The organism is Kribbella sp. NPDC051137 (assembly GCF_040682535.1).
Lineage (GTDB): Bacteria > Actinomycetota > Actinomycetes > Propionibacteriales > Kribbellaceae > Kribbella > Kribbella karoonensis.
On the sequence record NZ_JBFBBI010000002.1, the window covers coordinates 725,381 to 748,164 of the forward strand.

The following is a 22,784-nucleotide window of genomic DNA, read 5'->3' on the forward strand; positions in this document are numbered from 1 at the left end:
CTCCAGGATAGTGCGCGAGACGCTACCTGAGGACCCGCTGCACGAAGCTCTCGAGTCGTGTCGCGAGCCGCTCCGCACGGACGTCGGGTGTGGCCGTCTCGCCCTGCGGTACGTCGAGCTCTTTCAGCCCGCGGATGTACAGCGAGCAGGCGAGATCGGCGCACACGTACATCCCGACCGTGTTGCCCTCGCGCCCGGCCGTGCCCGCGCGCCGGGCGGCGAACAGCGCGACGTCGCTGACATGGTGCGCGGTGTTGCACAGGTCGCACAGCCCGGCGAAACGGCGCGCCGCACCGGACGCCTGGGTGCTCACCGCGATCCCGGTGACGCCGCCGTCCCGGCGGACGACCAGGTAACCCCGGTTCGGTGCCTTGGCGTCACGCCAGCCGAGGAAGTCCAGCGACTCCCACGGCAACTCGGTGAACCGCGGCGGCAACGCCATCGCCTTGACCTGGCTCTTGGTCGAGTTGACGAACGAGCGCCTGATCTCGTCGGCGCTGAGCGGTTCCACGGTGGGTCCTCCGATCCTTCGAAGGCCCATGAGACCCGCTCGCCGGGCCGCCGCGCAACCTGTTAATCAAGTTGCCGCAAGCAACTGTCAGGCGTCGGCGTAGTGCGTGCTGCGGCTCGCGTCGTGGTTGCGGAGGTCGACGCCGAAGTCTACCGAGGCCTTCAGCCGGAGCAGCAGCGAGACCAGCTCGGGTGCGTCGTCGGCGCCGTCGGAGGCCAATGTCAGGTCGGTGCCGGCCGAGGCCGGTGCCAGCCGGAACGTCAGCGTGCGGCCGAAGTAGCTCAGCTCGTACAGCTGGTCCTGGACGGCGCGCTCGATCCGGCTCTCGTCCTTCCGGCCGTCGGCGAGCACGAACGAGATCACCCCGTCGGACTCCGCTGCCTGCTCGGCCCAGAACCGTTCGCGGCCGAGGACCGTACTGATCGCCCGGTACACGTCGCTCGCCGCCGACGCGCAGTACACCTTCTGCTCTGCCACCCCGCCACCCCTGATACCTACCAACCGTGCTGATCCGGACCAGTCCATTCTCCGGGCTGATCGGGTCCAGGACACGGACACGCCGGGGGCGGGGTGGACTTCTGCCCAGGGAAGGTGAAATCTGTACTGTGAAAAGTTCAACTAGTTAACTCTGGAGGAATCCTCGATGTCCAGCGAGTATGCCGCACTGAGCGGCGACTACACTCTCGACGCCTCCCACACCCGGATCGGCTTCAGTGCCCGGCATGCGATGGTGACCAAGGTCCGCGGTGCGTTCGACGAGTTCGAGGGCTCGTTCCACATCGACGGCGAGAACCCGGAGAACTCCTCGGGCAAGGTGACGATCCAGGCGAAGAGCATCAACACCCGCAACAACCAGCGCGACGAGCACCTGCGCAGCAACGACTTCCTGGCGATGGACGAGCACCCGGAGATCACGTTCGCGTCCACCGCGGTCAGGAAGGCGGGTGACGCGGAGTTCGTGGTCACCGGCGATCTGACGATCCGCGGCGTGACCAAGCCGGTGGACGTCACGTTCGAGTACACCGGTACGGCGACCGACCCGTTCGGCAACCAGCGGGTCGGGCTCGAGGGTTCGGTGGTGATCAACCGCAAGGACTTCGGCGTGAGCTGGAACGCGGCGCTCGAGGGCGGCGGCGTACTGGTCAGCGAGAAGGTCACGCTGGAGCTCGAGGTGTCGGCCATCAAGGCCGCCTGACGGCGGACGAGCACTGGGGACCTCGGACACACCGTCACGTGCCCCAGGTCCCCACGCGGAGCGGGTCAGGCGTGGCGGGTGGTTTGGTGGAGGAGAGCTTCGACTGCTTGGTGGAGGTCGGAGTCGTGGTGTGGACCGGACCAGACCACGATCCGGCCGCGGTCGCCGAGTTTGGTGCTGATCAGGTCGCGGGCCGGCGCCGGGTCACCCTGGTTGACGAGCACGACGAGCCGCCGGCCGTCGCGTTGCAGCCGGTCCAGCAGCGGCGGCAGCGTGGAGCCGCGGAACACGCCCGGATCGCTCTTCACCTTGGTCTCGATCATCACGCCGCGCCCGCGGACCACGAGCAGGAAGTCGGCGCGGTCCCGGGTGAACTCGCGATCGTGGTAGATCCGCGCCTTCGGCCAGAGCCGCTGCAGTGCGGCGTCGACCTCGGCGTCGTACTCCGCCGCGAGCCGGCTGACGCGCGAGCTCGTACCGCGCGGCCGCAGCGTCTCCTGGCCGCGGCCGCCGAGCCAGGACGGCAGCAGACTGCGGATGTGTGTGTCGATCATCGGTGGACCCCTCGACCTACTCGGCACTCAGAGGGAAGTCTGCCCAGGCTGGTCCGCGGGAATCCGGTGTGCGCGCGATCGTGATCGCACCGCCACAAAGTTGAGGTGATCAGCAGGCGGTCGGGGTGGTGGTGCCGCCGTCGACGATCCACTTCGAGTCCTGCGTGACGACGCGCATCTGGTCGAGCCAGCGGGTCGGGGTGGTGTTCGGCAGGACGCCGCGGCCGCGGGCGTTCACGGTGCGGGCGGAGGTCGTGTCGTAGCAGGCGCTGACCAGGACGCCGTTCGACGCGAGCGTGCGCTTGGCCCAGACGACCTTGGTGAGGCCGGTGTTGTGCAGCTTGTTGGTCCGGAAGTACTTCGCCTGCGCAGTGATCGCCTGGTACATCTTCGGCGTCATCACCTGCCGGAGCTGCTCGGTCTTGCTGCCGCCGCTGCGCATCATCACGTCGAGCGCGACGCGGTACGCGTAGTAGGCGTTGAGCACCGGGTCGTCGGAGCCGATGTCGCCGGTCGCGGCCCGGGCCGCCTTGTGGGCGGCAGGCGCCGCCGCGGCGATGCCGCTGTCGGTACCGCACCCCTGGAGCAGCAAGACCGGAAGCAGTGTGACGGCCACGGCCAGGTTCCGCTTGCGCATGAACACCTCCTGTTGGACGAAAATCCCCGTCCTCGCGCCGCCGGGGCAACCCGACCGGCACTGACCGTGTAACGCGGCGGCACGTATCGTGGTCACTGTGACCTGAATCACATCGCACCCCCTACCCGGGTACTGGTCCGGATTCGGCTCTCTGGCCGGAGGTGCCGGCGGCGCCGGATTCCTACGCTCGACCTCAGTCGTTCAGACCGAGGGAGAGACCATGACAGAGACGCTGACCGAGCCCGTCGCGAAGGTGCGGCGACACCGCGCCAGGCGCTTCGGGGGCTGGCTGGTGTACGACGCGTTGCTGCTGCCGACCGGCCTGCTGACGATGGCGGACGCCGTCCTGGGTGAGCCGGAGACGGCAGCGCGCCGCTGGAATCGCCTGGGCGCGACTGCGGCTCCGAAAAGCAAGGCACGTACCTTCGGTAACGGTCTGCTCAGCGCCGCACTTGGACTGGCGAGTCTGTTCGTACTGTTCCTGACCGTGCTGGCCGTGGTGCGTGGCCCGTTCTGGGGCCTCGTCGAGCACGGCCCGGTCGAGCCGGGCACGTGGGGCGGCCCGAGCCGCGCCGGCGCCTGGGCGACGCACGGTGTGCTCGCGGTCCCGTGCATAGTCGCGTTTCTGTTCGTACTGCGTGGTGTCGCGGGGCTGCAGGCGCTCCTGCTCCAGGGGACGCGCAAGTGGGTGCTTCCGGCAACTATCGTGGTGGCCGGCGGTACTGTCGCGTTCTTCTGGGCCTGGCTGCAGCAGGTGTGAGTAGGGTCCAACTGTGCAGATGCGGAGATGGGTTGCGGGCCTGGGCGTTGTCGCTCTGCTCTTCCTGACCGTTCTTGACCTCGCACAGCACTACGAGGTGGCTCTCGGGGCTGTCCTGGCGTTGGCCATCGCACGTGCGTTGGCCCTGAGCCTGTCGTGGCTGCGGCCTCGAGCTGCAGTGGTGGTCTCGCTTGTGACTACGGCTGTCACAGCAGCGCTCACAACCCCGGTCAGTGCGAGTGAACCGTGGCCGTGGGGTACGACGGCTGCCTTCGGTCACTCCTTTGTCATCGCGATTGCTGGAGCCCGTGGCCTCGGCCGTCGCGAGCAGGTGGGCTGGTGGGTCGGTACGCAGGCTCTCGGGCTCGTTGCGATCGCCCTGGCACCGGAGCGTGGCGGTTGGCGCGGGCTGATCACCATGGCCGTCCTGTCCGCGGTAGCGGTCGTAGTGGGCGACCTGCTCCGTTCTCGCCGCGAGACGAACCGCCTCCTCCTGGAGCAGGAGACGATCGGCAAGAGCGAGCGTGCGGAGCGGGAGCGGCTGCAGGAACGCGCCCGGATCGCCCGCGAGCTCCATGACGTCGTTGCGCACCACCTGTCCGTGGTGGTCGTCCGCGCGGACAGTGCCCCGCACCGGCTGGCCGACGTACCGGATGAGGCGCGTGCTGAGTTCGCGGGTATTGCCGATGAGGCGCGGGCCTCGCTGACGGAGATGCGGCGCGTACTGCGGCTGCTGCGTGAGCCCGTGGATCAGCCGCAGGAGCTGGGGCCGCAGCCGGGTCTCCGTGACGTTGCTGAGCTGGTGGAGAGCACCAGGCGGGCCGGCGCCGACGTACGGCTGACCAGTGAGCTGCCGAGCGGGTTCGACCCGGCCGTTGAGCTCACGGCGTACCGCGTTGTGCAGGAGGGGATCAGCAACGCAGTACGGCACGCATTGCATGCGGTGGTGGAGGTTGCCGTACGTCGTTCGGCGGGGGAGCTGGAGGTCACTGTGCAGAACGCGAAGCCGCCGCGCCCCGTCGTGCCGGCTCCTGGCAGCGGGCAGGGGCTGGCGGGGATGCGCGAGCGGGTCGCGTTGGTCGACGGGACGGTGCGCACCGGTCCGACCCCCGAAGGCGGTTATCTGGTCCAGGCAGTGATACCGGTCGGACAGGAGGTGGCGGGTGGCGATCACGGTCATGGTGGTTGACGACCAGGAGATGGTGCGGGCCGGGTTCGGCGCGCTGCTCGACGCGCAGCCCGACATACAGGTGGTAGGGCAGGCCGGTGACGGTGCCCAGGCGGTCGAGTTGGCCGCTGAGCTGAAGCCGGACGTGATTCTCATGGACGTACGGATGCCTGTGCTCGACGGTCTCGCGGCTACGCGGCGCATCCTCGCCGGGAGCACGCCTGGTGAGCCGCCGCGGGTCGTGATGCTGACAACGTTCGACCTGGACGACTACGTGTACGCCGCACTCCGTGCTGGTGCCAGCGGGTTCTTGTTGAAGCACTCGACGCCGGACGAACTGGCAGCCGCCGTACGGGTCGTTGCGGCCGGGGACGCGCTACTGGCTCCGTCTGTTACCCGCCGGCTCGTGGAGGACTTCGCTCGCGCACAACCCGTCGTACAGGTGACACCGGACCGGCTGACCCCTCGGGAGACCGACGTACTGCGGCTGGTCGCCAGAGGGCTGTCCAACCGGCAGATCGCCGAAGAGCTCGTGCTGGCCGAGCAGACCGTCAAGAGCCACGTCAGCAACGTCCTGACCAAGCTGGATCTGCGGGACCGCGCACAGGCCGTCGTTTACGCCTATGAATCAGGCGTAGTGGTCCCTGGTCCGCGACACTAGGCATATGGACGTTCTGGAACGCGTACGCAGCCTGTGCCTTGCACTGCCCGAAGTGACCGAGCGGCCGAGCCACGGTGAGCCGACGTGGTTCGTCCGGGACAAGAAGACGTTCGTGATGTACGCCGACCACCACCACGACGACCGCCTCGGCGTGTGGATGGCGGCACCACCCGGTGTCCAGGAGTCCCTGGTCGCGGACGATCCCGAGCACTTCTACCGGCCGCCGTACGTCGGCCACCGCGGCTGGCTCGGCGTCTTCCTGGACGTGGACGTCGACTGGGACCACTTCGAGGACCTGGTCGAGAACGCGTACCGCCAGATCGCCCCGAAGACCCTGATCGCCCGCCTGGACGAGGTTCAGGACCTGCCCTAGTCGTTCAGCGAGATCGACGTCTGCGGGAACCAGGAGGGTGCTGGGGTCCAGGTGCGGGCGTGTGCCGGATCGTCCCAGTCCCACCGCTCGATCTGCGCTGTGCTGCGGCGGCCGAAGATGGTGCGGAACAGCTCGTACGAGCTGGTGCGGACGGTCGCCTCCGGCTCGTCGGAGCCGGCTGAGTACGTGCCGTCCGGCGTGATGACCGTCAGCGGCCCGGGCTCGTCGAGCATCCAGTCCAGCGCGGCCAGCCACAGTTCCGCGGGCGGGCGCCCGCTGCCGATCGCGCCGTGCAGGTCCGCCTCGTGGACGGCGGCGTCGACGTACGGGTTGCACACCAGCGGATGAGACGTCGTACCGCCGACGATCACCGCTTCCAGGGCCGATCCCGCGGTCGCCCATTCGTCGAGCACCTCGGCGATCGGCAGGTTCCGTCGCGTCGCGACCTGGGCCGCGGTCCAGGGCGGATGTGGCGCCCCGGCGACCTTGCCGGCCGCGAAGTCGGCAGCAACGCCGGTGAGGTGCGCGATGAGATCTTGCACGCTCCACTGCGGACAGGCGGGCACCTGCCGGTCCAGGTCCTCCCGACTGAGGCCCCGCACCGCGGCGGCCATCCGTTCACGCCCTTCGTGGTACAGCTCCGCGCTTCGTCTCGGGTCCGTCACCGAACCATTGTCACCCCGTACGTCACCCCGTACTGCGCTCGCCGGTCTTGTGATTGCATGTGGGCATGCACCCACGCGCAGGTCAGCCAGCACAGCCCGAGGACCTCGTCGACGTCGACGCCATGCTGGCGGCGTACGGCGACATCACCCCGGACGTCGAGAACCCGGCTCAGAAGGTCGTCTTCGGTACGTCGGGTCACCGGGGCTCGAGTCTCGACGGGGCGTTCAACGAGGCGCACATCCTGGCGATCACGCAGGCCGTCTGCGAGTACCGGGCCGGCCAGGGTACGACGGGGCCGCTGCTGGTCGGCCGTGACAGCCACGGGCTCTCGGAGCCGGCCTGGCGCACCGTGCTGGAGGTGCTGGCCGGTAACGACGTACAGACGTTGGTGGACAGCGCGGACCGGCTCACGCCGACGCCCGCCGTGTCGCACGCGATCCTGCGGCTGAACCGCGACGGCGGTGCGGACGCGGACGGCATCGTGATCACGCCGTCGCACAACCCGCCGCGGGACGGCGGCATCAAGTACAACCCGCCGCACGGCGGCCCGGCCGACTCCGACGCCACCAGCTGGATCGCGAACCGCGCCAACGCGCTGATCGCCGCGGGCAACCGCGAGGTACGCCGGAAGCCGTTCGAGCAGGCGCGTCAGCACGCGGGAGACTACGACTTCCTCGGGCACTACGTCGACGACCTGCCGTCGGTGGTGAACCTGGCCGCGATCCGGGACGCGGGCCTGAAGATCGGGGCCGACCCGCTCGGCGGTGCGAGTGTCGACTACTGGGCCGCGATCGCCGAGCGGCACGGGCTCGACCTTACCGTGGTGAACCCGCGGGTGGACCCGGCCTGGTCGTTCATGACGCTGGACCACGACGGCAAGATCCGGATGGACTGCTCCTCGCCGTACGCGATGGCCTCGCTGGTCGCGCAGCGGGACAAGTACGACCTGGCGACCGGGAACGACGCGGACGCCGACCGGCACGGCATCGTGACGCCGGACGCCGGGCTGATGAACCCGAACCACTACCTGGCCGTGGCGATCTCGTACCTGTTCAGCAACCGCCAGTGGGGTGCGGACGTCGCTGTCGGGAAGACGCTGGTGTCGTCGTCGCTGATCGACCGTGTGGTGGCGGACCTCGGGCGGCGGCTGTGGGAGGTGCCTGTCGGGTTCAAGTGGTTCGTGCCGGGGCTGGTCGACGGTTCTGTCGGGTTCGGCGGTGAAGAGTCGGCAGGCGCCAGCTTCTTGCGCTTCGACGGCACGGTGTGGACCACGGACAAGGACGGGATCCTGCTGGCGTTGCTGGCGAGTGAGATCACCGCGGTGACGGGGGAGACGCCGTCACAGGCCCACGCGAAGCTCGTGGACCGATTCGGCGCGTCGGCGTACTCCCGGGTGGACGCACCGGCCACGCGCGAAGAGAAGGCCAAGCTGGCGGCTTTGACGCCAGAAGCGGTCACGGCGACCGAGTTGGCGGGGGAGCCGATCGTCGACCGGCTCACACACGCTCCTGGCAACGGTGCCGCTATCGGCGGGCTCAAGGTCACTACCGAGTCGGCCTGGTTCGCCGCCCGCCCGTCGGGCACCGAGGACCTCTACAAGATCTACGGCGAGTCCTTCAAGGGCGCGGACCACCTGGAGGAGGTCTTCACCCAAGCACGGGACGTGGTGTCCAAGGCCTTGGGATCAGGAGACATGCCCTAACGCACGAACGATTCGAGCAGCCGCTCCAGCTCCGCAGCGGGGTCCGTGGTGATCCCGCTGTGGATCGGGCCGGGATGTACGACGGTACTGCGAGGCGCAGCCAGCCACCGGAACCGCTCGCCGATCTTGGTGGCCGCTGCCGGTCCGCCTGCCGGCTCACCCGCGCAGATCGCCCTGACCTGCTCCAGGGCCGCACAGACGACATCCACGTCCACTGCAGGGTCCAAGGCGCGCAGCCGGTCCGGGTTCACGTCCCATCCAGCGCCCAGGTAGTCCAGGGCGCGGCAGTAGAGCACAGCGCCGACGTTGATGAACTCGCCGCGCTGGATACGCGGCGCCGCCCGCAGGATCACGTAGTCGAAAGGCTTCACCGCGCACCTCCCGGCACCCACGCGGACCGATGCTCCAGGCGCTTGAGCAGGTGCCCGAGGTAGCGCTCCCGGTCACCGTCCTGGATCCACTCGTTCGGCACCAGCCCGATCACTTCCGTCAGCAGTTCCGGCGTGATCGCCGCGGCCAGTTCGGCATCCACCTTCGCCACGTCCGGTACGGCGACCGAGAACACGTGGTCGGACGCGTCGTACGGCTGGCTCGCGAACTTCTCCGCGGACATCCACGAGTGGTGGAAGTACAGCGCCGCGCCATGGTCGATCAGCCACAGGTTCTTGTGCCAGACCAGCATGTTCGTGTTCCGCCACGACCGGTCCACGTTCGCGACGAACGCGTCCAGCCAGAGGATCCGCGCCATCGCGTCGTCGCCCGGGTTGCCGGCCGATCCGTCGTACCCGAAGGACCCCGGCAGGAAGTCGACGGCCAGGTTCAGCCCCGCACTCCGGATCAGCAGCTCCTGGATCTCGAAGTCCGGCTCCGACCTGCCGATCGCCGGGTCGAGCTCGATCAGTTTCAGCTCCGGCACCCGCAGCCCGAGCCGCCGGAACAACTCCCCGACGATCACCTCGGCCACCAGCGCCTTCGGCCCCTGGCCTGCGCCGTGGAACTTGATCACGTACGTGCCGAGATCGTTGCCCTCGACAACTCCAGGCAGCGACCCGCCTTCACGCAGCGGCAACACGTACCGTGTCGCGGTAACCACAGGCAAACTCACGCCCGAGAGCTTAGGGCATGGGTACTGGTGCTGCGTGAAGCCTCCGTCCTTCGGTGTTGAGGAAGAACTACTCCTCGTGTCCGCCACGGGTGATCCGCTGCCGCGGAGCAAGGCCGTGGTCGCGGACGTGGGAGAACTTGATGTCGCGCTCGAGCTGACCAGGGCGATGGTGGAGATCAACACCCCGGTCTGCCAGTCCGCGACCGAGCTCCACGACCACCTCGTGCACATGCGGTCGCAGCTGGCGGCCGCGGCGGCGGCGGAAGACGCGCGGTTGCTGGCGATCGCCGTACCTCCGCAGGGACGCGCCGCGCAGTCGATCACGAAGAAGCCGCGGTACCAGGCGCTGGCCCGCGAATGGGGTTTGCTGGCGCGGGAGCAAGGTGTTTGCGGTTGTCACGTGCACGTGGAGGTGCCGGACAGGGACACCGCCACCAAGGTCAGCAACCACCTTCGTCCGTGGTTGCCCGCGTTCCTCGCGCTCACCGCCAACTCACCGGTCTATCTCGGCCAGGACACCGGATTCGCCAGCTGGCGATGGTTGATGACGACGCGGTGGCCGAGCGCCGGCGCCCCGCCGTACCTGGAATCGGTCGAGCACTACGACGCATTGGTCGCGATGCACCTGGCGGCCGGGACGCTGATCGACGAGCAGATGGTCTACTGGGACATCAGGCCGTCGTCCCATCTGCCGACGGTCGAGGTACGGGTCAGCGACGTACCGCTCACGGTGGACGAGACAGTGTTGCTCGCGACGCTGGTCCGGGCCGTGGTGATGACCGCGCTGGCGGACGGAACGAGGGGACCGAAGCTGGAACCTGAGGTACTGCGGGCCGGGTACTGGCTGGCCGCGCGGGACGGTCTCACCGCACGAGGTCTCGACGTACTCCATGCCGAAGCGATGCCGATGCGACAGGTGATCGACCAGTTGCGTGAGAGCGTCGAGCCGGCCCTGCACGAGCTCGACGCGGTGGACCTGGTGAGCGACGGAATCGCCCGTGCGTTCAAAGAAGGGAACGGCGCGATCAAACAGCGCAAGGCCCTCCGCAGGGGCGAGGACGTCACCACCGTGACGGAGGTCAGACCCTGACCGTGCCACCTCGACAGGTAGTGCACCCGCGAGACGGTGTACGCGCGGACCGGATCACGCTCGGGTGCACTACCCAGCCGGTGGACATGTCCTGTCCGTCTGTCCCGAAGGGGTCAGGGTGCGGAGGTGATTTGACGGGTGGACTCGCTCTGAGCGGTGATGGAGCCGTCCTTGAAGGCGGGGTCCAGGGTGCCTGCGGTACGGCGGGTGAGGCTGAGGGTGACGTCGCACGTGGTCGGTGGCTTGCGGCCGGGGGTGGGGGTTCCGGTGACGGGGTGGATCGAGCCGGGCGGGATGCTGACCGACGTACGGCCTGCTTCGAGTTGCAGGCTGCCGGCCTGGATGCAGTCGCCCGCCCAGGAGACCAGCGACGGCAGGTCGGACGGGCCGCTGTCGAAGCGGACGGGGAGTGCGGCGCGGCGGGAGTACGTCGTACCGGTCTGGGGTGCGGTGAGCTTCACTCGTTCCGGGAGCTTGACCGTGGACTTGGGCGCGGAGCCGTCGGCCTTTCCTCGGGTGAGGTCGAACGTGATCTCGGTCCCCGCGGCCACCACACCGTCGAGCTGTCCGTCGTAGTCGGTGACGCCCACGGACTTGTGGTGCTTGAGCTTGACCTCCTTGCCACCGCCGGACGTCGTGACCGACTCACCGTCGCCGAGCTCGATGAAGGTGAGCGTGCCCACCCGGTACGACGCACTCACGTCCGCGACCTCGGTTGTTTCCGGGAGCGTGACGACGTAGGTGGCGGTGATTCCGCTCGTCCGCACGTCCTTCGACTGCACGGTCGAACAGCCCGCCAGTATCAGCACCATCGCACCTGCCGCAATCCGCTTCACAGCCGACGAAGCTAACAGCGCGGGGGGTTAGGCGCTTGGGTAGAACTACGCAGATCAGGTGGCCCATCGCGGTTTGGTGGTGCCGGGCCGGGAAGCGCCTCACGGCGCGTGGCCGCTCGTAGCGGCTTAATTTGGGACCCGGGGCTTGCACCGGCCCGGCACCTCGAACAGTGTAGCGGGTGCTCAAACGCCTTGTCCTGTTGGGATTTCGCGGTTCGGGACGCCATAGCATCCGTTCGGCCGACGTGCAACTACCAGAGTTGTCCGGCGCGTTCCGCCCGGGCGGCGGTCTGTAGCTGGTCTGCGGTCTCGACCAGTTTGGCGGCGGACAGGACGCGGTCGTGGCCGTCGTCGGCCAGGTGGGCGCGGCCGGTGGCGATGATGCGGGCGAAGGCGGCGGCGCGGTCCAGGGTGGTGGCGAAGTCGCCGGTGGCGACGCCGCGCAGGACGGCGTCGACCATGTCGCGGACCTCGCGCGGACCTGGGGGTTCGGCGACGCCGGCGACGACGGCGTGTACTTCGGCGTACGAACGGCCGGTGCTGAACTCGCGGGAGACCTCGTCGGCGTTCGCGTGCACCCAGGAGCGCAGGACGTACAGCCGCCAGAGTGCGCCGGGCAGGGAGTCGGCGGGGGAGTCGGACCAGAGTTCGGCGAGTTCGTCGAGGCCGTACTCGTCGGCGAGTTTGACCACCCGGGCGTGGACTTCGGCGTCCTCCGACTTCCGCACCCCGCGGACCAGCAGTTCGGCGGTCCGGTGCGCGGCCTCGGTCACGGTGGCCGGGTCGGCGGCACCGGGCAGCGACTCGAACAGCTTGTTGCCGGGCATGACCGGCCGACGCGGATTGGGCGTACTCACGGCCTCCATGGTGCCTGACGCCACCGACAGCCGCATGCCGACGCGCGAAATATCGGGTTGCGGCCACCTGGTCTACTGATCCCGTGATTCCTCTCGACACTTCGCCGGAGGCCGTCGCGCTCCGGACCGCGTACGACCAGCAGATCCGCACCCGGAAGGGCCGCGACACCGTGGAGCAGGTCGGTGCGGTGATCCGCAGTATCGGCATCGAAGGCAACGGGTTCCTCCAGTACCTCGGCGGCGTCGACGGCCCGGAGCTGGACCAGCTGATCGCCGACCAGGTCACGTTCTTCGGGGAGCGCGGGACCAAGTTCGAGTGGAAGTACTACACCCACGACCTGCCGGAGGACCTCCCGCAGCGGCTGACCAAGGCCGGCTTCGTCCCGGAGGACGAGGAGTGCCTGCTGATCGGTGACATCGCCGAGCTGGCGTCCGAGGTCGTGCTCCCGGAGGGCATCCGGCTGCGGGAGATCACGGAGTACGCCGACCTCGAACGCATGCAGGCGATGGAGGAGGAGGTCTGGGGCTACTCGCACGACTGGCTGCCGGACGCGTTGAGCGCGGACATCGCGAACGCGGACGAGCCGGGCACGGTGCTGGTGGCGGAGACCGACGAGGAGGACCCGAAGATGGTCTGCGGGTCCTGGATCCGGTTGCACCGGGGTACGGACTTCGCCTCGCTGTGGGGCGGTTCGACGCTGCCGGAGTGGCGCGGCAAGGGCATCTACCGCGCGCACGTCGCCTACCGGCGGAACCTCGCGGCCGAGCGCGGCTACAAGTACCTGCAGGTCGACGCGTCGCCGGACAGCCGCGGCATCCTCGCCCGGCTCGGCCTTCGCCCGGTGTCGGTCACCGTCCCGTACATCTGGAAGCCCGCCGTCTGACCGTCCTGGCCGTCGAGGTCTGTACGCTCGAACCATGGCAGGCGCGGGGAAAGCCAACGGGAAACTGGCCAAGAATCTGGTGAAGTACGGCGTGCGGTACGGCCCGTTGTTCGTCGAGGCGGTCCGGCACGGGCGGGAGCCCGCGCAGCAGGCGGTCCAGGCCGCCTGGGCGAAGCGGACCGCGCGCCGGAAGGCTTTCGAGCACGCGCTGACGGTCCGCGACGGGACGCTGCTGAAGGTGATCAAGGAGGGTCAGGCGATCTTCTTCGTGTTCTCCGGCGACGCGATCGTGACGACGTACCCCGCCGCACCGCAGGCCACCTACCCGGAGCTGCTGCGGCACGCCGACCTCGACAAACGCGAGACCCCGGTCGTGCTGCCCAGAAGTCGCCCGCACCTGCCGAGGATCCGGCGCAAACGTTGACGCGGGCGTAACATCCCGGACCCGGCGGGGCAACAGGCCGGACGCAGAGTGGAAAGCACGTTTCCACGAGGGAGGGCGTCCGCATGCTCTGGAAGATCAGGACCGAACTCGCCGACCGGCCCGGTGCGCTGGCCGAACTCGCTGCACGGTGTGGTGCGGACGACATCAACATCCTTCACCTGGAGGTTTTCACCTCCGAGACCGGTGCGATCGACGAACTGGTCGTCTCCACCGGTGTCGGCTGGACCGCCGACGACCTGGCCGCGCTGGTCGCGGAGGCGGGATGCGTCCGTACGACGGTCCGCCCGTGCCAGGCCGCCGTACTCCACGACGCCCCGACCCGGTACCTGCGCGCCGTACTGCGGTTGATCGACGACCCGGTGTCGGTCGACGACGAGCTCGGCGCCCTGCAGGGGTTCGACGAGTACACGCCGGCGGAGTGGGCGCGGGCCGACGTACTGGTGGAGATCGCGGGGCGGTTGGCCGAGCGCTTCGAGACGCCGGAGGGCCCGCGCCCCGGCAGCGGCGTACCGATCACCAGGATCGCGACCGTCGACGACGCCGACGCGGTCGTCGCGATGCACGACCGGTGCTCGTACGAGAGCCGCACGCGCCGCTACCACGTGCCGATGCCGAAGCTCACCGCCCGGACGGCGCGGCACCTGTCCGCTCCGGCCGGCGGCGTGTCGATCGTGGCGTGCGTCGGCGACGCGGTGATCGGGATGGCGACGGCGGCGCCGTGGGAGGAGCTCGGCAGTACGACGATGGAGGTCGCAGTGCTGGTCGAGGACGGCTGGCAGGGCCAGGGGCTCGGGCTGCGGCTGCTGCGCGAGGTGGTCGACGGGGCGCGCACCCGCGGCGCGGACCGGATCGTGTGCATGGTGCAGCCGGAGAACCACGCGATGCTCCGGACGTTGGAGCGGTTGCGGATGCGTTCGCGGGTGGTCCGCGACGGCGACAGCCTGATGGTGAGTGTCGCACTGTCCGACCGGAGCCTGTCGCATGAGGTGGATCGGCCCGCGGTGGAATATCGTCGTCATCGTGCCACCCCTTCCCCCCGGTCGGAACCCTCATGGTCTCCTGGTCAATCTGCCCGCGAGCACACGCTCGCCGCTCTTTCAGCTCTTCACGCGGTTCCTGATCGCGCTGGGGCTGCTGACCGTGATGGTGCTGATCGTGGTGGTCGACCGTGACGGGTACCGCGACAGCTACGACGACAAAGTCGGGCTGATCGACAGCATCTACTACGCGACCGTCACGCTCACCACGACCGGGTACGGCGACATCACGCCGGTGTCGCCCGGTGCCCGGCTGGTGAACGCCTTCATCGTGACGCCGCTGCGGATCGCGTTCCTGGTGGTTCTGGTCGGTACGACACTGGAAGTGCTGGCCAACGAGGGTCGCCGGATCATGCGCGACACGCGCTGGAGGAAACGGATGAAGGACCACACCATCGTCGTCGGCTACGGCACCAAGGGCCGGTCAGCGGTGCAGACGCTGATCAGCAACGGGGTGAAGCGCGACAGCATCGTGGTGATCGACCCGCGGGCGCAGGCGATCGGGGACGCGGGCAACGACCAGATGGCCGCGTTCCACGGCGACGCGACCAACAGGACGGTACTGCGGCGTGCCGAGGTGATGACCGCGCGCGAGGTGATCGTGACGACCGACCGGGACGACTCGGCCGTGCTGGTCACGCTGGCGGTCCGGCAACTGAACCCGAACGCGCACGTCGTGGTCGCGGTCCGCGAGGAGGACAACGTCCCGCTGCTCCGGCAGAGCGGCGCGGACGCGGTCGTCACCTCGTCGGAGGCGGTCGGCCGGCTGCTCGGCCTGACCTCGGTCAGCCCGAACCTCGGTGAGGTGATGGAGGACCTGCTGACGTACGGCGAGGGCCTCGAGGTCGCCGAGCGCCCGGTGCTCGGGCGCGAGGTCGGCAAGCCGCCGTCGGCGCTGCCGGACCGGGTGGTGTCGGTGGTCCGGGACGGCAAGGTGCACCGGTACTACGACTCGAACGTCTCGGTGCTTGCCGCGGGCGACAAACTGATCGTCGTCCGGCCGGCCAAGGAGAGCCCGTGGGCCGAGCGTCCGGGTGCCGAGGAAGACGAGGACTGAGCAGGCGCCTGAGCGCCCGCTGAGAAGCGTGTTCACCTATTGACAGCGGGTGAACACGAGGAATAAGCCTGGCCTTGTTGCACCGACGGCGGTCCACTAGGGGGCCCTGAGCCGTCGCCGGCCCAGCCTCGGGCCCCTGCTGCGGGGTGGAGGCACGCCGATGCGCAGATCGAGTAGTCGGTGGAGAAATCGCTGGGGCATAGGGGCCGCGGTCGTCACACTCGCGATCGCGATGCTGCCGGCTCTGGGGTGGCAGGCAACCGCCGCGGCTCCGGCCACGGTCAAGCCGAACGCGATCGGGATGATGGACTGCAACGGGTTCAGCCCGAAGTACAAGTCGGTGAAGAACGGGCTGGGCGGGCTGTGTACGGACCCGGTCGCCGTCGACAAGAACGGGGTGCCCTGGCGCTTCGAGGACAACGAGCACTACATCGGTCACGACGAACCGTCGGTCAAGTTCATCTCCAGCCGGCCGGGTAGCGCGAACGACATCAGCTATCTGATGCGGCTGTCCAGGGATCCGCACGCGACACCGACCGTGAACAGCCCGGCGGTGAGCAAGTACGCCGAGCTCAGCCCGGCGCCGTGGTTCGGGCTGCCGCTGTGCGACCCGAAGTCGTACCCGCAGAACCCGTGTAGGCCGGACAGCGACACCAACAGCTCCGCGATCGACGACCCGAACGGGGCCGGCTCCGCGTTCATGGAGCTGCAGTTCTACCCGCCGGGGTTCACTCCGTTCATCGACGCGCCGAGCTGTGACGCGAACAAGTGGTGCGCGGCGTTGACGATCGACAGCCTGTCCTGCACGTTCGGGTTCGCGACCTGCAACAACAACTGCATCGAGCCGGTGAACTTCGCGTTCCTGCAGACCGACGGCGTACCGGCCGGGCCGCCGAGTCCGCAGCTCACCGACGTGTCCACGCTGACGGGGAACCACCGGACCCTGAAGATGGGGCAGGGCGACGTACTCCGGGTGGTGATGCGCGACACCGCGCACGGCCTGCTGGCGAGAATCGACGATCTGAGTACCGGTCGCAGCGGGTCGATCGTGGCCAGTGCCGCGAACGGGTTCATGAACACCAACATCGCCGACTGCAGCGGCACGCCGTTCGACTTCCACCCGGAGTTCAGCAGCGCGCAGCAGCAGAACCAGGTCCCGTGGGCGGCGCTGGAAGGCGGCGTGCTGATGCAGGACGAGCTCGGGCACTTCGAGGCGTGCTCCAGCGTGTCGAGCCGGTTGCCGGTCAGCGCGACCTTCGCGAACGGGCAGAGCTTCTCGGATCCGACCGTCTACCAGGTCTGCAACGGTGGTGCCGAGGGCAACGGTTCCGGCGAGGGTCCGTGCGACCCGGCGACCGGGCTCTGCCAGAACGCGACCACCGAGACCGGTGCGGCCTGTCCGACCAACGACTCGGCGAGTGGCGTGAACTGTGAGTTCTCCGGTGCGAACTGCATGATCGCGGGTCCGCGGATCACGACGGTGAACGGCAAGGCGGTGGTCGATCGGTGGCCGATCGCGGGGTGCCAGGAGAACGTGTTCCAGAACGGCGACCTGGACTTCGACGGGTCGTCGTACCAGGCCGACTGGCCGGACGGTACGCGTGGTCATCCGACCTCGTTCGAGTATCTCGGGCCGTTCACCGGCGGCGGGCACACGTATCCGTCCGTGCAGTTCGAGACGAACGTCGGCGCGTCGGAGATCCTCTGCAACACCCAGACCGGGGCCGGCTGTACGACGCCCCCGCAAGGGGCCGCGTTCTACCCGTTCTGGAGTCTGGGCCGGTCGTCGCTGGGATCCGGAATCTGTACGTGGAACTTCGGCAACGTGATCAAGCACCGGACCGTGCGGGACTTCGGCAAGACCGCGCAGTACGGCACGCCGGACCTGGCCCGGTTCGGCGGCACGTCGACGAGCCCGGTACTCCCGAACCCGCAACTGAGGACGCGGTGTTGAGCAAGGGGTGAGACAACAGTTCGATCGCACGGCCCGCAGCGACGCCCGCTGCGGGCCGTGCGGTGTTGACGGGACTCGGACAGCGACCTAGGCTCTGGCCTGTAAACGATTACAAGAACGATTACAGGAGGTCGGCGTGAGTCGTCCGACGATCGCTGGGGTGGCCCGGGCAGCCGGGGTCTCGGTGGCGTCGGTGTCGCGCGTGCTGAACGGGCTGCCGGCCACCGAGGAGATGACCGAGCGGGTACGGCGCGCCGTCGCCGAGCTCGGGTACGTGCCGGACGCGCGGGCGCGGTCGCTGAAGGTCGGGCGGACGTTCCAGCTCACGCTGGCGGTCGCCGACGTCGGCAACCCGGTGTACGTGACGATGATGCGCGCGGTCGAGGAGGTCGTGTCCGCCGCCGGGTACCGGCTGGTGGTGACGACGACCGGGCCGGACGTGGTCGACGAGGTCGCGCTGGTGCAGGGGATGGCCCGCGGGTACGCCGACGGTCTGCTGATCAGCCCGATCCGCGTCGACGAGGACCTGGTGAAGGCGATCCGCGCGTGCGAGGTGCCGGTGGTCGTCGCCGGTAGCGTGCCGTCCAAGGCGGGCGTCGACACGGTGCGGGCGAACTCCCCGAAGGGCATGCTGCTCGCCGTCGACCACCTGACGTACTGCGGCCGCAGGCGTATCGCCTTCCTGAACGGGCCTGCCGACACGGTCCCCGGCGCGGCGCGTGCGAAGGGCTTCGCCGAAGCGCTGAGGGCCCACGATCTCGAGCCGATCGCAGTGGCCGAGGCCGCAGACTTCACGTTCGCCGCCGGCCGGAGGGTAAGCGGTGACGTGCTGCGTGCCAAGCCGAACGCGGTGATCTGTGCGAACGACCTGCTCGCGGTGGGTTTGATGCACGAGCTGGCGGCGGCCGGGCTCGACGTACCGAACGACGTGGCTGTGGTCGGGATGGACGACAGTGAGCTGGCCGAGCAGAGTTTCCCGCCGTTGACGAGCGTGAACCTGGGGTCCGCGGAGCGGGGGCGGCGGGCCGCCGAGTTGCTGCTGGCAAGGATCGACGACAACGACCGGACGCCGCGGCGGATCGTCGTACAGCCGTCCTTGAGTATCAGGAGGTCCACCCCGTGACGGCCACGTTGACCGCGCCGGCGCCGGTGAAGAAGAAGGCGGGGAAACCCAAGCAGAACAGGGAAGCGATCCTGCTGTTCCTGCCTGCGCTGCTGCCGGTGCTGATCCTCAGCGTCTACCCGCTGATCCGCGGCATCGCGCTCGGCTTCACCGACGCCCGCGCCGGACTGCACGTCGAGACGAACTTCGTCGGCTTCGGCAACTTCGCCAAGCTCCTGCACAACAACCTGTTCTGGGACTCGTTCCGGATCGGCGTGATCTGGACGCTGTCGGTGACGATTCTGCAGTTCGTCGCCGCGCTCGGCCTGGCGCTGCTGCTGAACACCGACCTCAAGTTCCGCGGCGTCGCCCGTACGCTCGCGTTGATCCCGTGGGCGATGCCCCCGGTGGTGGTCGCGATCATGTGGCGGCTGCTGCTGCACCCGACGAACGGCCCGGTCAACGAGATCCTGCAGAAGCTGCACCTCACCGACCACCCGATCAACTTCCTCGGCGACTTCAGCACGGCGCTGCCGGCCGTGATCGTGGTCGGGATCTGGGTCGGCATGCCGATGACCACGGTCACGCTGCTCGCCGGCCTGCAGGGCATCGACCGCACGCTGTACGAAGCGGCCGCGGTCGACGGCGCCGGCGCGTGGAGCCAGTTCTGGAACATCACGCTGCCGCAGCTGAAGACCGTGATCGTCGCGATCACCAGCCTGGACATGATCTGGAACTTCAACTCGTTCGGCCTGGTCTACGTGCTGACCGCCGGCGGCCCGGGCGGCAAGACCATGCTGCCGATGCTGTTCGCGTACAACGAGGCGTTCCGCTACGGCAACTTCGGGATGGCCGCCGCGATGGGTGACGTGATGGTGGTCATCATCATCCTGTTCCTGTTCTTCTACCTGCGGAACCGGCTCCGGAGCGAAGCATGAGGACGAGACCCGCAACCCGCTTCCTGCAGTACGTCGCGGTCGTCTGCTACCTGGTGTTCCTCGGCTTCCCGTTGCTGTGGCTGATCTCCAGCTCGCTGAAGTCGCCGCAGGAGTTCGCGAGCATCACGCCGTCGATCCTGCCGAAGCACTTCGACCTGTCGAACTACAGCGACGCGCTGAGCGAGCAGGGCCTGGTCCGCGGTCTCGGCAACAGCCTGCAGATCTCGATCTACAGCACGATCCTGGTGCTGATCGTCGCGCTCCCGGTCTCGTACGCGCTGGCCCGTTTCCGCAGCCGGCTGCGGCCGCTGACGAACGGCTGGATCCTGGTCAGCCAGGTGTTCCCGGTGATCCTGATCGTGATCCCGCTGTTCATGATCCTGCGCCCGCTGCACCTGACGAACACGATCCCCGGCGTGGTGATCGTGTACATGGTCTGGTCGCTCCCGTTCGCGCTGTGGATGCTGCAGGGGTACGTCGCCGCCGTACCGCGTGAGCTGGAAGAGGCAGCGTCCGTGGACGGCGCTTCCCGGCTGCGGACGATCGTGTCGATCGTGATGCCGCTGCTCCGGCCAGGGCTGATCGCGACCGCGATGTTCACCTTCATCTCGGCGTGGAACGAGTTCTTCTTCGCCCTGGTCCTGCTGCAGGACCCGCAGCTCAAGACACTCCCGCTGGTACTCGCCCGCTTCGTCGGTGCCGAGGGCCAGGTGCAGTTCGGCCCGCTCGCCGCCGCCTCGGTGCTGGCGACCGTGCCAAGTCTGGTGTTCTTCGCCTTCCTCCAGCGCCGGCTGACGTCCGGCCTGCTGAGCGGCGCAGTGAAAGGTTAGGAGAGGTAATGAAGAAGGTCATGACCGCGTTGTTCGCGGCGGGTGCACTGGTGGCGCTCGCGGCGTGTGGGGGCAACAGCAACGACAACAGCAGCTCGGGCGGTTCGAACGAGAAGGTCACGCTCAAGTTCCAGAGCCTCGCCTTCCAGAAGACCACGGTCGCCGCGACGAAGAAGATCGTCGACGACTGGAACGCGGCCAACCCGAACATCCAGGTCGAGTACGTCCAGGGCAGCTGGGACTCGGTGCACGACCAGCTGGTCACCCAGTTCCAGGGCGGCACCGCGCCGGACATCATTCACGACGAGTCCGCCGACATCACCGGGTTCATCAACCAGGGCTACCTGGCGGACCTCTCGCCGTACCTCAGCCAGCAGACCAAGGACGCCGTCTCCCAGGGCGTCTGGGACACGGTCTCCAAGGACGGCAAGATCTACGGTGCGCCGACGCTGCTGCAGTCGTACGTCGTGTTCGGCAACACGGCGATGCTCAAGGCCGCCGGGATCACCGCGACCGGTGACTCGCTGAGCTGGGACGACCTGGCCGCGGACGCGAAGAAGCTGACCAAGGGCGGCAAGTACGGTCTCGGCTGGGGTCTGAAGAGCCCGACCGCGACGATGCTGAACCTCGGCCTGAACTTCGACGCGAAGTACTTCGACGGCTCCGGCCAGGACGCGAAGGCGGTCGTCGGCGATGCGGAGCTCGAGGTCCCGAAGCGGATCCACGCGATGGCGTACGACGACAAGTCGATCGACCCGACCTCGCTGACCCAGGGCGGCACCGACGTACTGCCCGGGTTCTACGCCGGCAAGTACGGGATGATCGTGGCCGGCAACTACGTCGCGCAGCAGATCCTCTCCGAGGCTCCGAAGGGCTTCCAGTGGGAGGTGCTGCCGCCGCTGAAGGGCACCAGCACCAAGCAGGCCGCGAACCCGCAGACGCTGTCGGTGCCGGCCGAGGGCAAGCACGTCGAGCAGTCGGCGAAGTTCATCGACTACTTCATGAAGGCCGAGAACCTGGCCGCGGTCGGTCAGGGCGACCAGCTGATCCCGAGCACCCAGGCGGCCCGGGACGCGATCCAGAAGGCGACCGGCGGGAAGAACGGCTGGGAGCAGACGCTTGCCTCCGGCACCGAGCTCACCAAGGCGCCGTTCCAGAGCGTGGACAACTACCCGAAGTGGAAGGACCAGATCGCGACGCCGGCGTTCCAGGAGTTCCTGGCGAACAAGACCGATCTGCAGGCGTTGGGCAAGAAGCTGAGCGACGGATGGGGTCAGGTCAACAACTGATGTCCTTGATCGAGGAGAAGGCAACGGGGGTCCTCGCCGGGGCCGCGGTCGGTGACGCGATCGGTGGTGCCGTCGAGGGCTGGACCCCGGAGGCGATCCGGGAGCGGCACGGCGGCTGGGTGACCGGCATCGTCGGCCCGTGGTACGACGACTGGCGGACCGCGCGTCCGATCGCGCCGTACCACAAGGGCGACGGGCACATCACCGACGACACCTTGATGACGCACGCGCTGGTCGAGGTGTACGACGAACGCCGGACGCACCTGGACGCCTACGCGGTGGCCGAGTCGCTGGTGCCGAAGATGCTGAACGGGACCCGCTGGGTCCCGGAGCTCGAGGCGGACGCGTTGCTGCTGCAGCGGGTGTTCCTGGCCGAGAAGTGGCTGGTCGCGCGGCTGCACTACGGGCACGTCGATCCGCGCGAGGCCGGCGTCGGCAACATCGTGAACTGCGGCGCCGCGATGTACATGGCGCCGGTCGGGATCGCGAACGCGGGCGATCCCGAGGGGGCGTACGCCGAGGCGCTGGACGTCGCGGGTGCGCACCAGTCGAGCTACGGGCGGGAGGCGGCCGGCGTGTTCGCGGCCGCCGTCGCCGCCGCGATGGTGCCCGGGGCAACGGCCGCGTCCGCGGTGGAGGCCGCGGCGGCACTGGCCAAGGACGGCACTCGGAGGGCCGTCGAGGCGGTCGCCGAAGCGGCCCAGGGCATCACCGACTGGGAGCAGGCGATCCCGGTACTCCGGAAGGCGATCGAGCCGTACGACACCGTCGGCCCGAACTACCGCGAGCTGTCCATGGACGCGCGGCGGCCCAGCCGCACGAAGGCGATCGAGGAGCTGCCGGTGGCGCTCGGGTTCGTGCTCGTCTCCGAGGGCGACGTACGCCGGGCAGTCCTCGGCGGCACGAACTACGGCCGCGACGCGGACTCGATCGCCTCGATGGCCGGCGCGGTCACCGGTGCGCTCCAGGGCCTGGACGGCGTACCGCAGGACTGGGTGACGGAGATCGGTACGGCGAGCAAGACCGATCTCGTGCAGCCCGGACGGGTGATGGCGGCGGTCGCGCAGGACATCCGCGCGGCCGACGCCGAGCGCTGGGCCCGGCGGACGGCCGTGCTGGACGTGCTGGTCTGA

The 22,784-nt window shown here is 68.7% G+C and carries 26 protein-coding genes; 17 read left to right on the top strand and 9 right to left on the bottom strand.

Features of this window, described 5'->3' with window-relative positions; translation table 11 throughout:
- Positions 1–22 precede the first annotated feature (22 nt).
- Together AB0M51_RS10895 and AB0M51_RS10900 are read right to left on the bottom strand one after the other, a co-directional pair.
- The gene (locus AB0M51_RS10895; RefSeq protein ID WP_363748948.1) at positions 23–511 is read right to left on the bottom strand and encodes an FBP domain-containing protein; all 489 of its coding nucleotides are present in this window, start codon (positions 509–511) and stop codon (positions 23–25) included.
- Between the two features lie 87 nt (positions 512–598).
- Entirely contained in the window at positions 599–988 is a 390-nt protein-coding gene (locus AB0M51_RS10900) for a hypothetical protein (RefSeq protein WP_344187954.1), read from the bottom strand.
- Between the two features lie 166 nt (positions 989–1,154).
- Here AB0M51_RS10900 and AB0M51_RS10905 point away from each other — a divergent pair, with 166 nt between their 5' ends.
- Positions 1,155–1,706 carry a YceI family protein gene (locus AB0M51_RS10905; protein WP_344187952.1) on the top strand — a complete coding sequence of 184 codons (552 nt, stop codon included), beginning with the start codon at positions 1,155–1,157 and terminating at the stop codon, positions 1,704–1,706.
- A gap of 65 nt (positions 1,707–1,771) precedes the next feature.
- On the opposite strand, the gene AB0M51_RS10910 is transcribed toward AB0M51_RS10905, so the two are convergent.
- Positions 1,772–2,260 carry a hypothetical protein gene (locus AB0M51_RS10910; RefSeq protein ID WP_344187951.1) on the bottom strand — a complete coding sequence of 163 codons (489 nt, stop codon included), beginning with the start codon at positions 2,258–2,260 and terminating at the stop codon, positions 1,772–1,774.
- Between the two features lie 109 nt (positions 2,261–2,369).
- The gene (locus AB0M51_RS10915) at positions 2,370–2,897 is read right to left on the bottom strand and encodes a hypothetical protein (RefSeq protein WP_363748951.1); all 528 of its coding nucleotides are present in this window, start codon (positions 2,895–2,897) and stop codon (positions 2,370–2,372) included.
- A gap of 220 nt (positions 2,898–3,117) precedes the next feature.
- Here AB0M51_RS10915 and AB0M51_RS10920 point away from each other — a divergent pair, with 220 nt between their 5' ends.
- From AB0M51_RS10920 to AB0M51_RS10935, 4 genes are all read left to right on the top strand, one after another.
- Positions 3,118–3,657, top strand: coding sequence for a hypothetical protein (locus AB0M51_RS10920; protein ID WP_363748953.1), 540 nt, complete (start codon positions 3,118–3,120; stop codon positions 3,655–3,657).
- Positions 3,658–3,850: 193 nt separating this feature from the next.
- Positions 3,851–4,846, top strand: coding sequence for a histidine kinase (locus tag AB0M51_RS10925; protein WP_363748955.1), 996 nt, complete (start codon positions 3,851–3,853; stop codon positions 4,844–4,846).
- Positions 4,821–5,486 carry a response regulator transcription factor gene (locus AB0M51_RS10930; protein WP_363748957.1) on the top strand — a complete coding sequence of 222 codons (666 nt, stop codon included), beginning with the start codon at positions 4,821–4,823 and terminating at the stop codon, positions 5,484–5,486. The genes AB0M51_RS10925 and AB0M51_RS10930 overlap by 26 nt, the downstream gene beginning before the upstream one ends.
- A gap of 4 nt (positions 5,487–5,490) precedes the next feature.
- Positions 5,491–5,859, top strand: a complete 369-nt coding sequence (locus tag AB0M51_RS10935; protein WP_363748959.1) for an MmcQ/YjbR family DNA-binding protein — start codon at positions 5,491–5,493, stop codon at positions 5,857–5,859.
- On the opposite strand, the gene AB0M51_RS10940 is transcribed toward AB0M51_RS10935, so the two are convergent.
- Positions 5,856–6,524, bottom strand: coding sequence for a maleylpyruvate isomerase family mycothiol-dependent enzyme (locus AB0M51_RS10940; protein WP_363748961.1), 669 nt, complete (start codon positions 6,522–6,524; stop codon positions 5,856–5,858). The genes AB0M51_RS10935 and AB0M51_RS10940 overlap by 4 nt on opposite strands.
- Before the next feature lie 65 nt (positions 6,525–6,589).
- Between AB0M51_RS10940 and pgm the strand changes: the two genes are divergently transcribed.
- On the top strand, positions 6,590–8,227 hold the full coding sequence (pgm, locus tag AB0M51_RS10945) for a phosphoglucomutase (alpha-D-glucose-1,6-bisphosphate-dependent) (protein ID WP_363748963.1): 1,638 nt from the start codon (positions 6,590–6,592) through the stop codon (positions 8,225–8,227).
- Here the strand turns inward: pgm and AB0M51_RS10950 are convergent.
- Positions 8,224–8,598: a DUF3037 domain-containing protein gene (locus AB0M51_RS10950; RefSeq protein ID WP_363748965.1), complete on the bottom strand. Its 375-nt coding sequence runs from the start codon at positions 8,596–8,598 to the stop codon at positions 8,224–8,226. The genes pgm and AB0M51_RS10950 overlap by 4 nt on opposite strands.
- Positions 8,595–9,332 (bottom strand): HipA family kinase, encoded by a 738-nt coding sequence (locus tag AB0M51_RS10955; RefSeq protein WP_363748967.1) that lies wholly within the window; start codon positions 9,330–9,332, stop codon positions 8,595–8,597. The genes AB0M51_RS10950 and AB0M51_RS10955 overlap by 4 nt, the downstream gene beginning before the upstream one ends.
- A gap of 34 nt (positions 9,333–9,366) precedes the next feature.
- Here AB0M51_RS10955 and AB0M51_RS10960 point away from each other — a divergent pair, with 34 nt between their 5' ends.
- Entirely contained in the window at positions 9,367–10,422 is a 1,056-nt protein-coding gene (locus tag AB0M51_RS10960) for a glutamate--cysteine ligase (protein ID WP_363748969.1), read from the top strand.
- Positions 10,423–10,535: 113 nt separating this feature from the next.
- On the opposite strand, the gene AB0M51_RS10965 is transcribed toward AB0M51_RS10960, so the two are convergent.
- Both AB0M51_RS10965 and AB0M51_RS10970 read right to left on the bottom strand, forming a co-directional pair.
- Positions 10,536–11,258, bottom strand: a complete 723-nt coding sequence (locus AB0M51_RS10965) for a hypothetical protein (RefSeq protein ID WP_344187940.1) — start codon at positions 11,256–11,258, stop codon at positions 10,536–10,538.
- Between the two features lie 251 nt (positions 11,259–11,509).
- Positions 11,510–12,124 carry a hypothetical protein gene (locus tag AB0M51_RS10970; RefSeq protein ID WP_344187939.1) on the bottom strand — a complete coding sequence of 205 codons (615 nt, stop codon included), beginning with the start codon at positions 12,122–12,124 and terminating at the stop codon, positions 11,510–11,512.
- Positions 12,125–12,198: 74 nt separating this feature from the next.
- On the opposite strand from AB0M51_RS10970, the gene AB0M51_RS10975 reads away from it, so the two are divergent.
- From AB0M51_RS10975 to AB0M51_RS11020, 10 genes are all read left to right on the top strand, one after another.
- Positions 12,199–12,999, top strand: coding sequence for a GNAT family N-acetyltransferase (locus AB0M51_RS10975; protein ID WP_363748972.1), 801 nt, complete (start codon positions 12,199–12,201; stop codon positions 12,997–12,999).
- Positions 13,000–13,033: 34 nt separating this feature from the next.
- Positions 13,034–13,423 (top strand): hypothetical protein, encoded by a 390-nt coding sequence (locus AB0M51_RS10980; RefSeq protein WP_344187937.1) that lies wholly within the window; start codon positions 13,034–13,036, stop codon positions 13,421–13,423.
- 83 nt (positions 13,424–13,506) lie between these two features.
- A complete protein-coding gene (locus AB0M51_RS10985) occupies positions 13,507–14,616 on the top strand; it encodes a GNAT family N-acetyltransferase (RefSeq protein WP_363748974.1) in 1,110 nt (369 codons plus the stop codon).
- A complete protein-coding gene (locus tag AB0M51_RS10990) occupies positions 14,588–15,538 on the top strand; it encodes a potassium channel family protein (RefSeq protein ID WP_344187935.1) in 951 nt (316 codons plus the stop codon). Before AB0M51_RS10985 ends, AB0M51_RS10990 begins: the two co-directional genes overlap by 29 nt.
- Before the next feature lie 232 nt (positions 15,539–15,770).
- A complete protein-coding gene (locus AB0M51_RS10995) occupies positions 15,771–17,492 on the top strand; it encodes a hypothetical protein (RefSeq protein ID WP_363748976.1) in 1,722 nt (573 codons plus the stop codon).
- A gap of 136 nt (positions 17,493–17,628) precedes the next feature.
- Positions 17,629–18,615 (top strand): LacI family DNA-binding transcriptional regulator, encoded by a 987-nt coding sequence (locus AB0M51_RS11000; protein ID WP_344187933.1) that lies wholly within the window; start codon positions 17,629–17,631, stop codon positions 18,613–18,615.
- A complete protein-coding gene (locus AB0M51_RS11005; protein ID WP_363748979.1) occupies positions 18,612–19,532 on the top strand; it encodes a sugar ABC transporter permease in 921 nt (306 codons plus the stop codon). Before AB0M51_RS11000 ends, AB0M51_RS11005 begins: the two co-directional genes overlap by 4 nt.
- A complete protein-coding gene (locus tag AB0M51_RS11010; protein ID WP_344187931.1) occupies positions 19,529–20,362 on the top strand; it encodes a carbohydrate ABC transporter permease in 834 nt (277 codons plus the stop codon). Before AB0M51_RS11005 ends, AB0M51_RS11010 begins: the two co-directional genes overlap by 4 nt.
- 8 nt (positions 20,363–20,370) lie before the next feature.
- Positions 20,371–21,651, top strand: a complete 1,281-nt coding sequence (locus AB0M51_RS11015; protein ID WP_363748981.1) for a sugar ABC transporter substrate-binding protein — start codon at positions 20,371–20,373, stop codon at positions 21,649–21,651.
- Positions 21,651–22,784: an ADP-ribosylglycohydrolase family protein gene (locus AB0M51_RS11020; RefSeq protein WP_363748983.1), complete on the top strand. Its 1,134-nt coding sequence runs from the start codon at positions 21,651–21,653 to the stop codon at positions 22,782–22,784. Before AB0M51_RS11015 ends, AB0M51_RS11020 begins: the two co-directional genes overlap by 1 nt.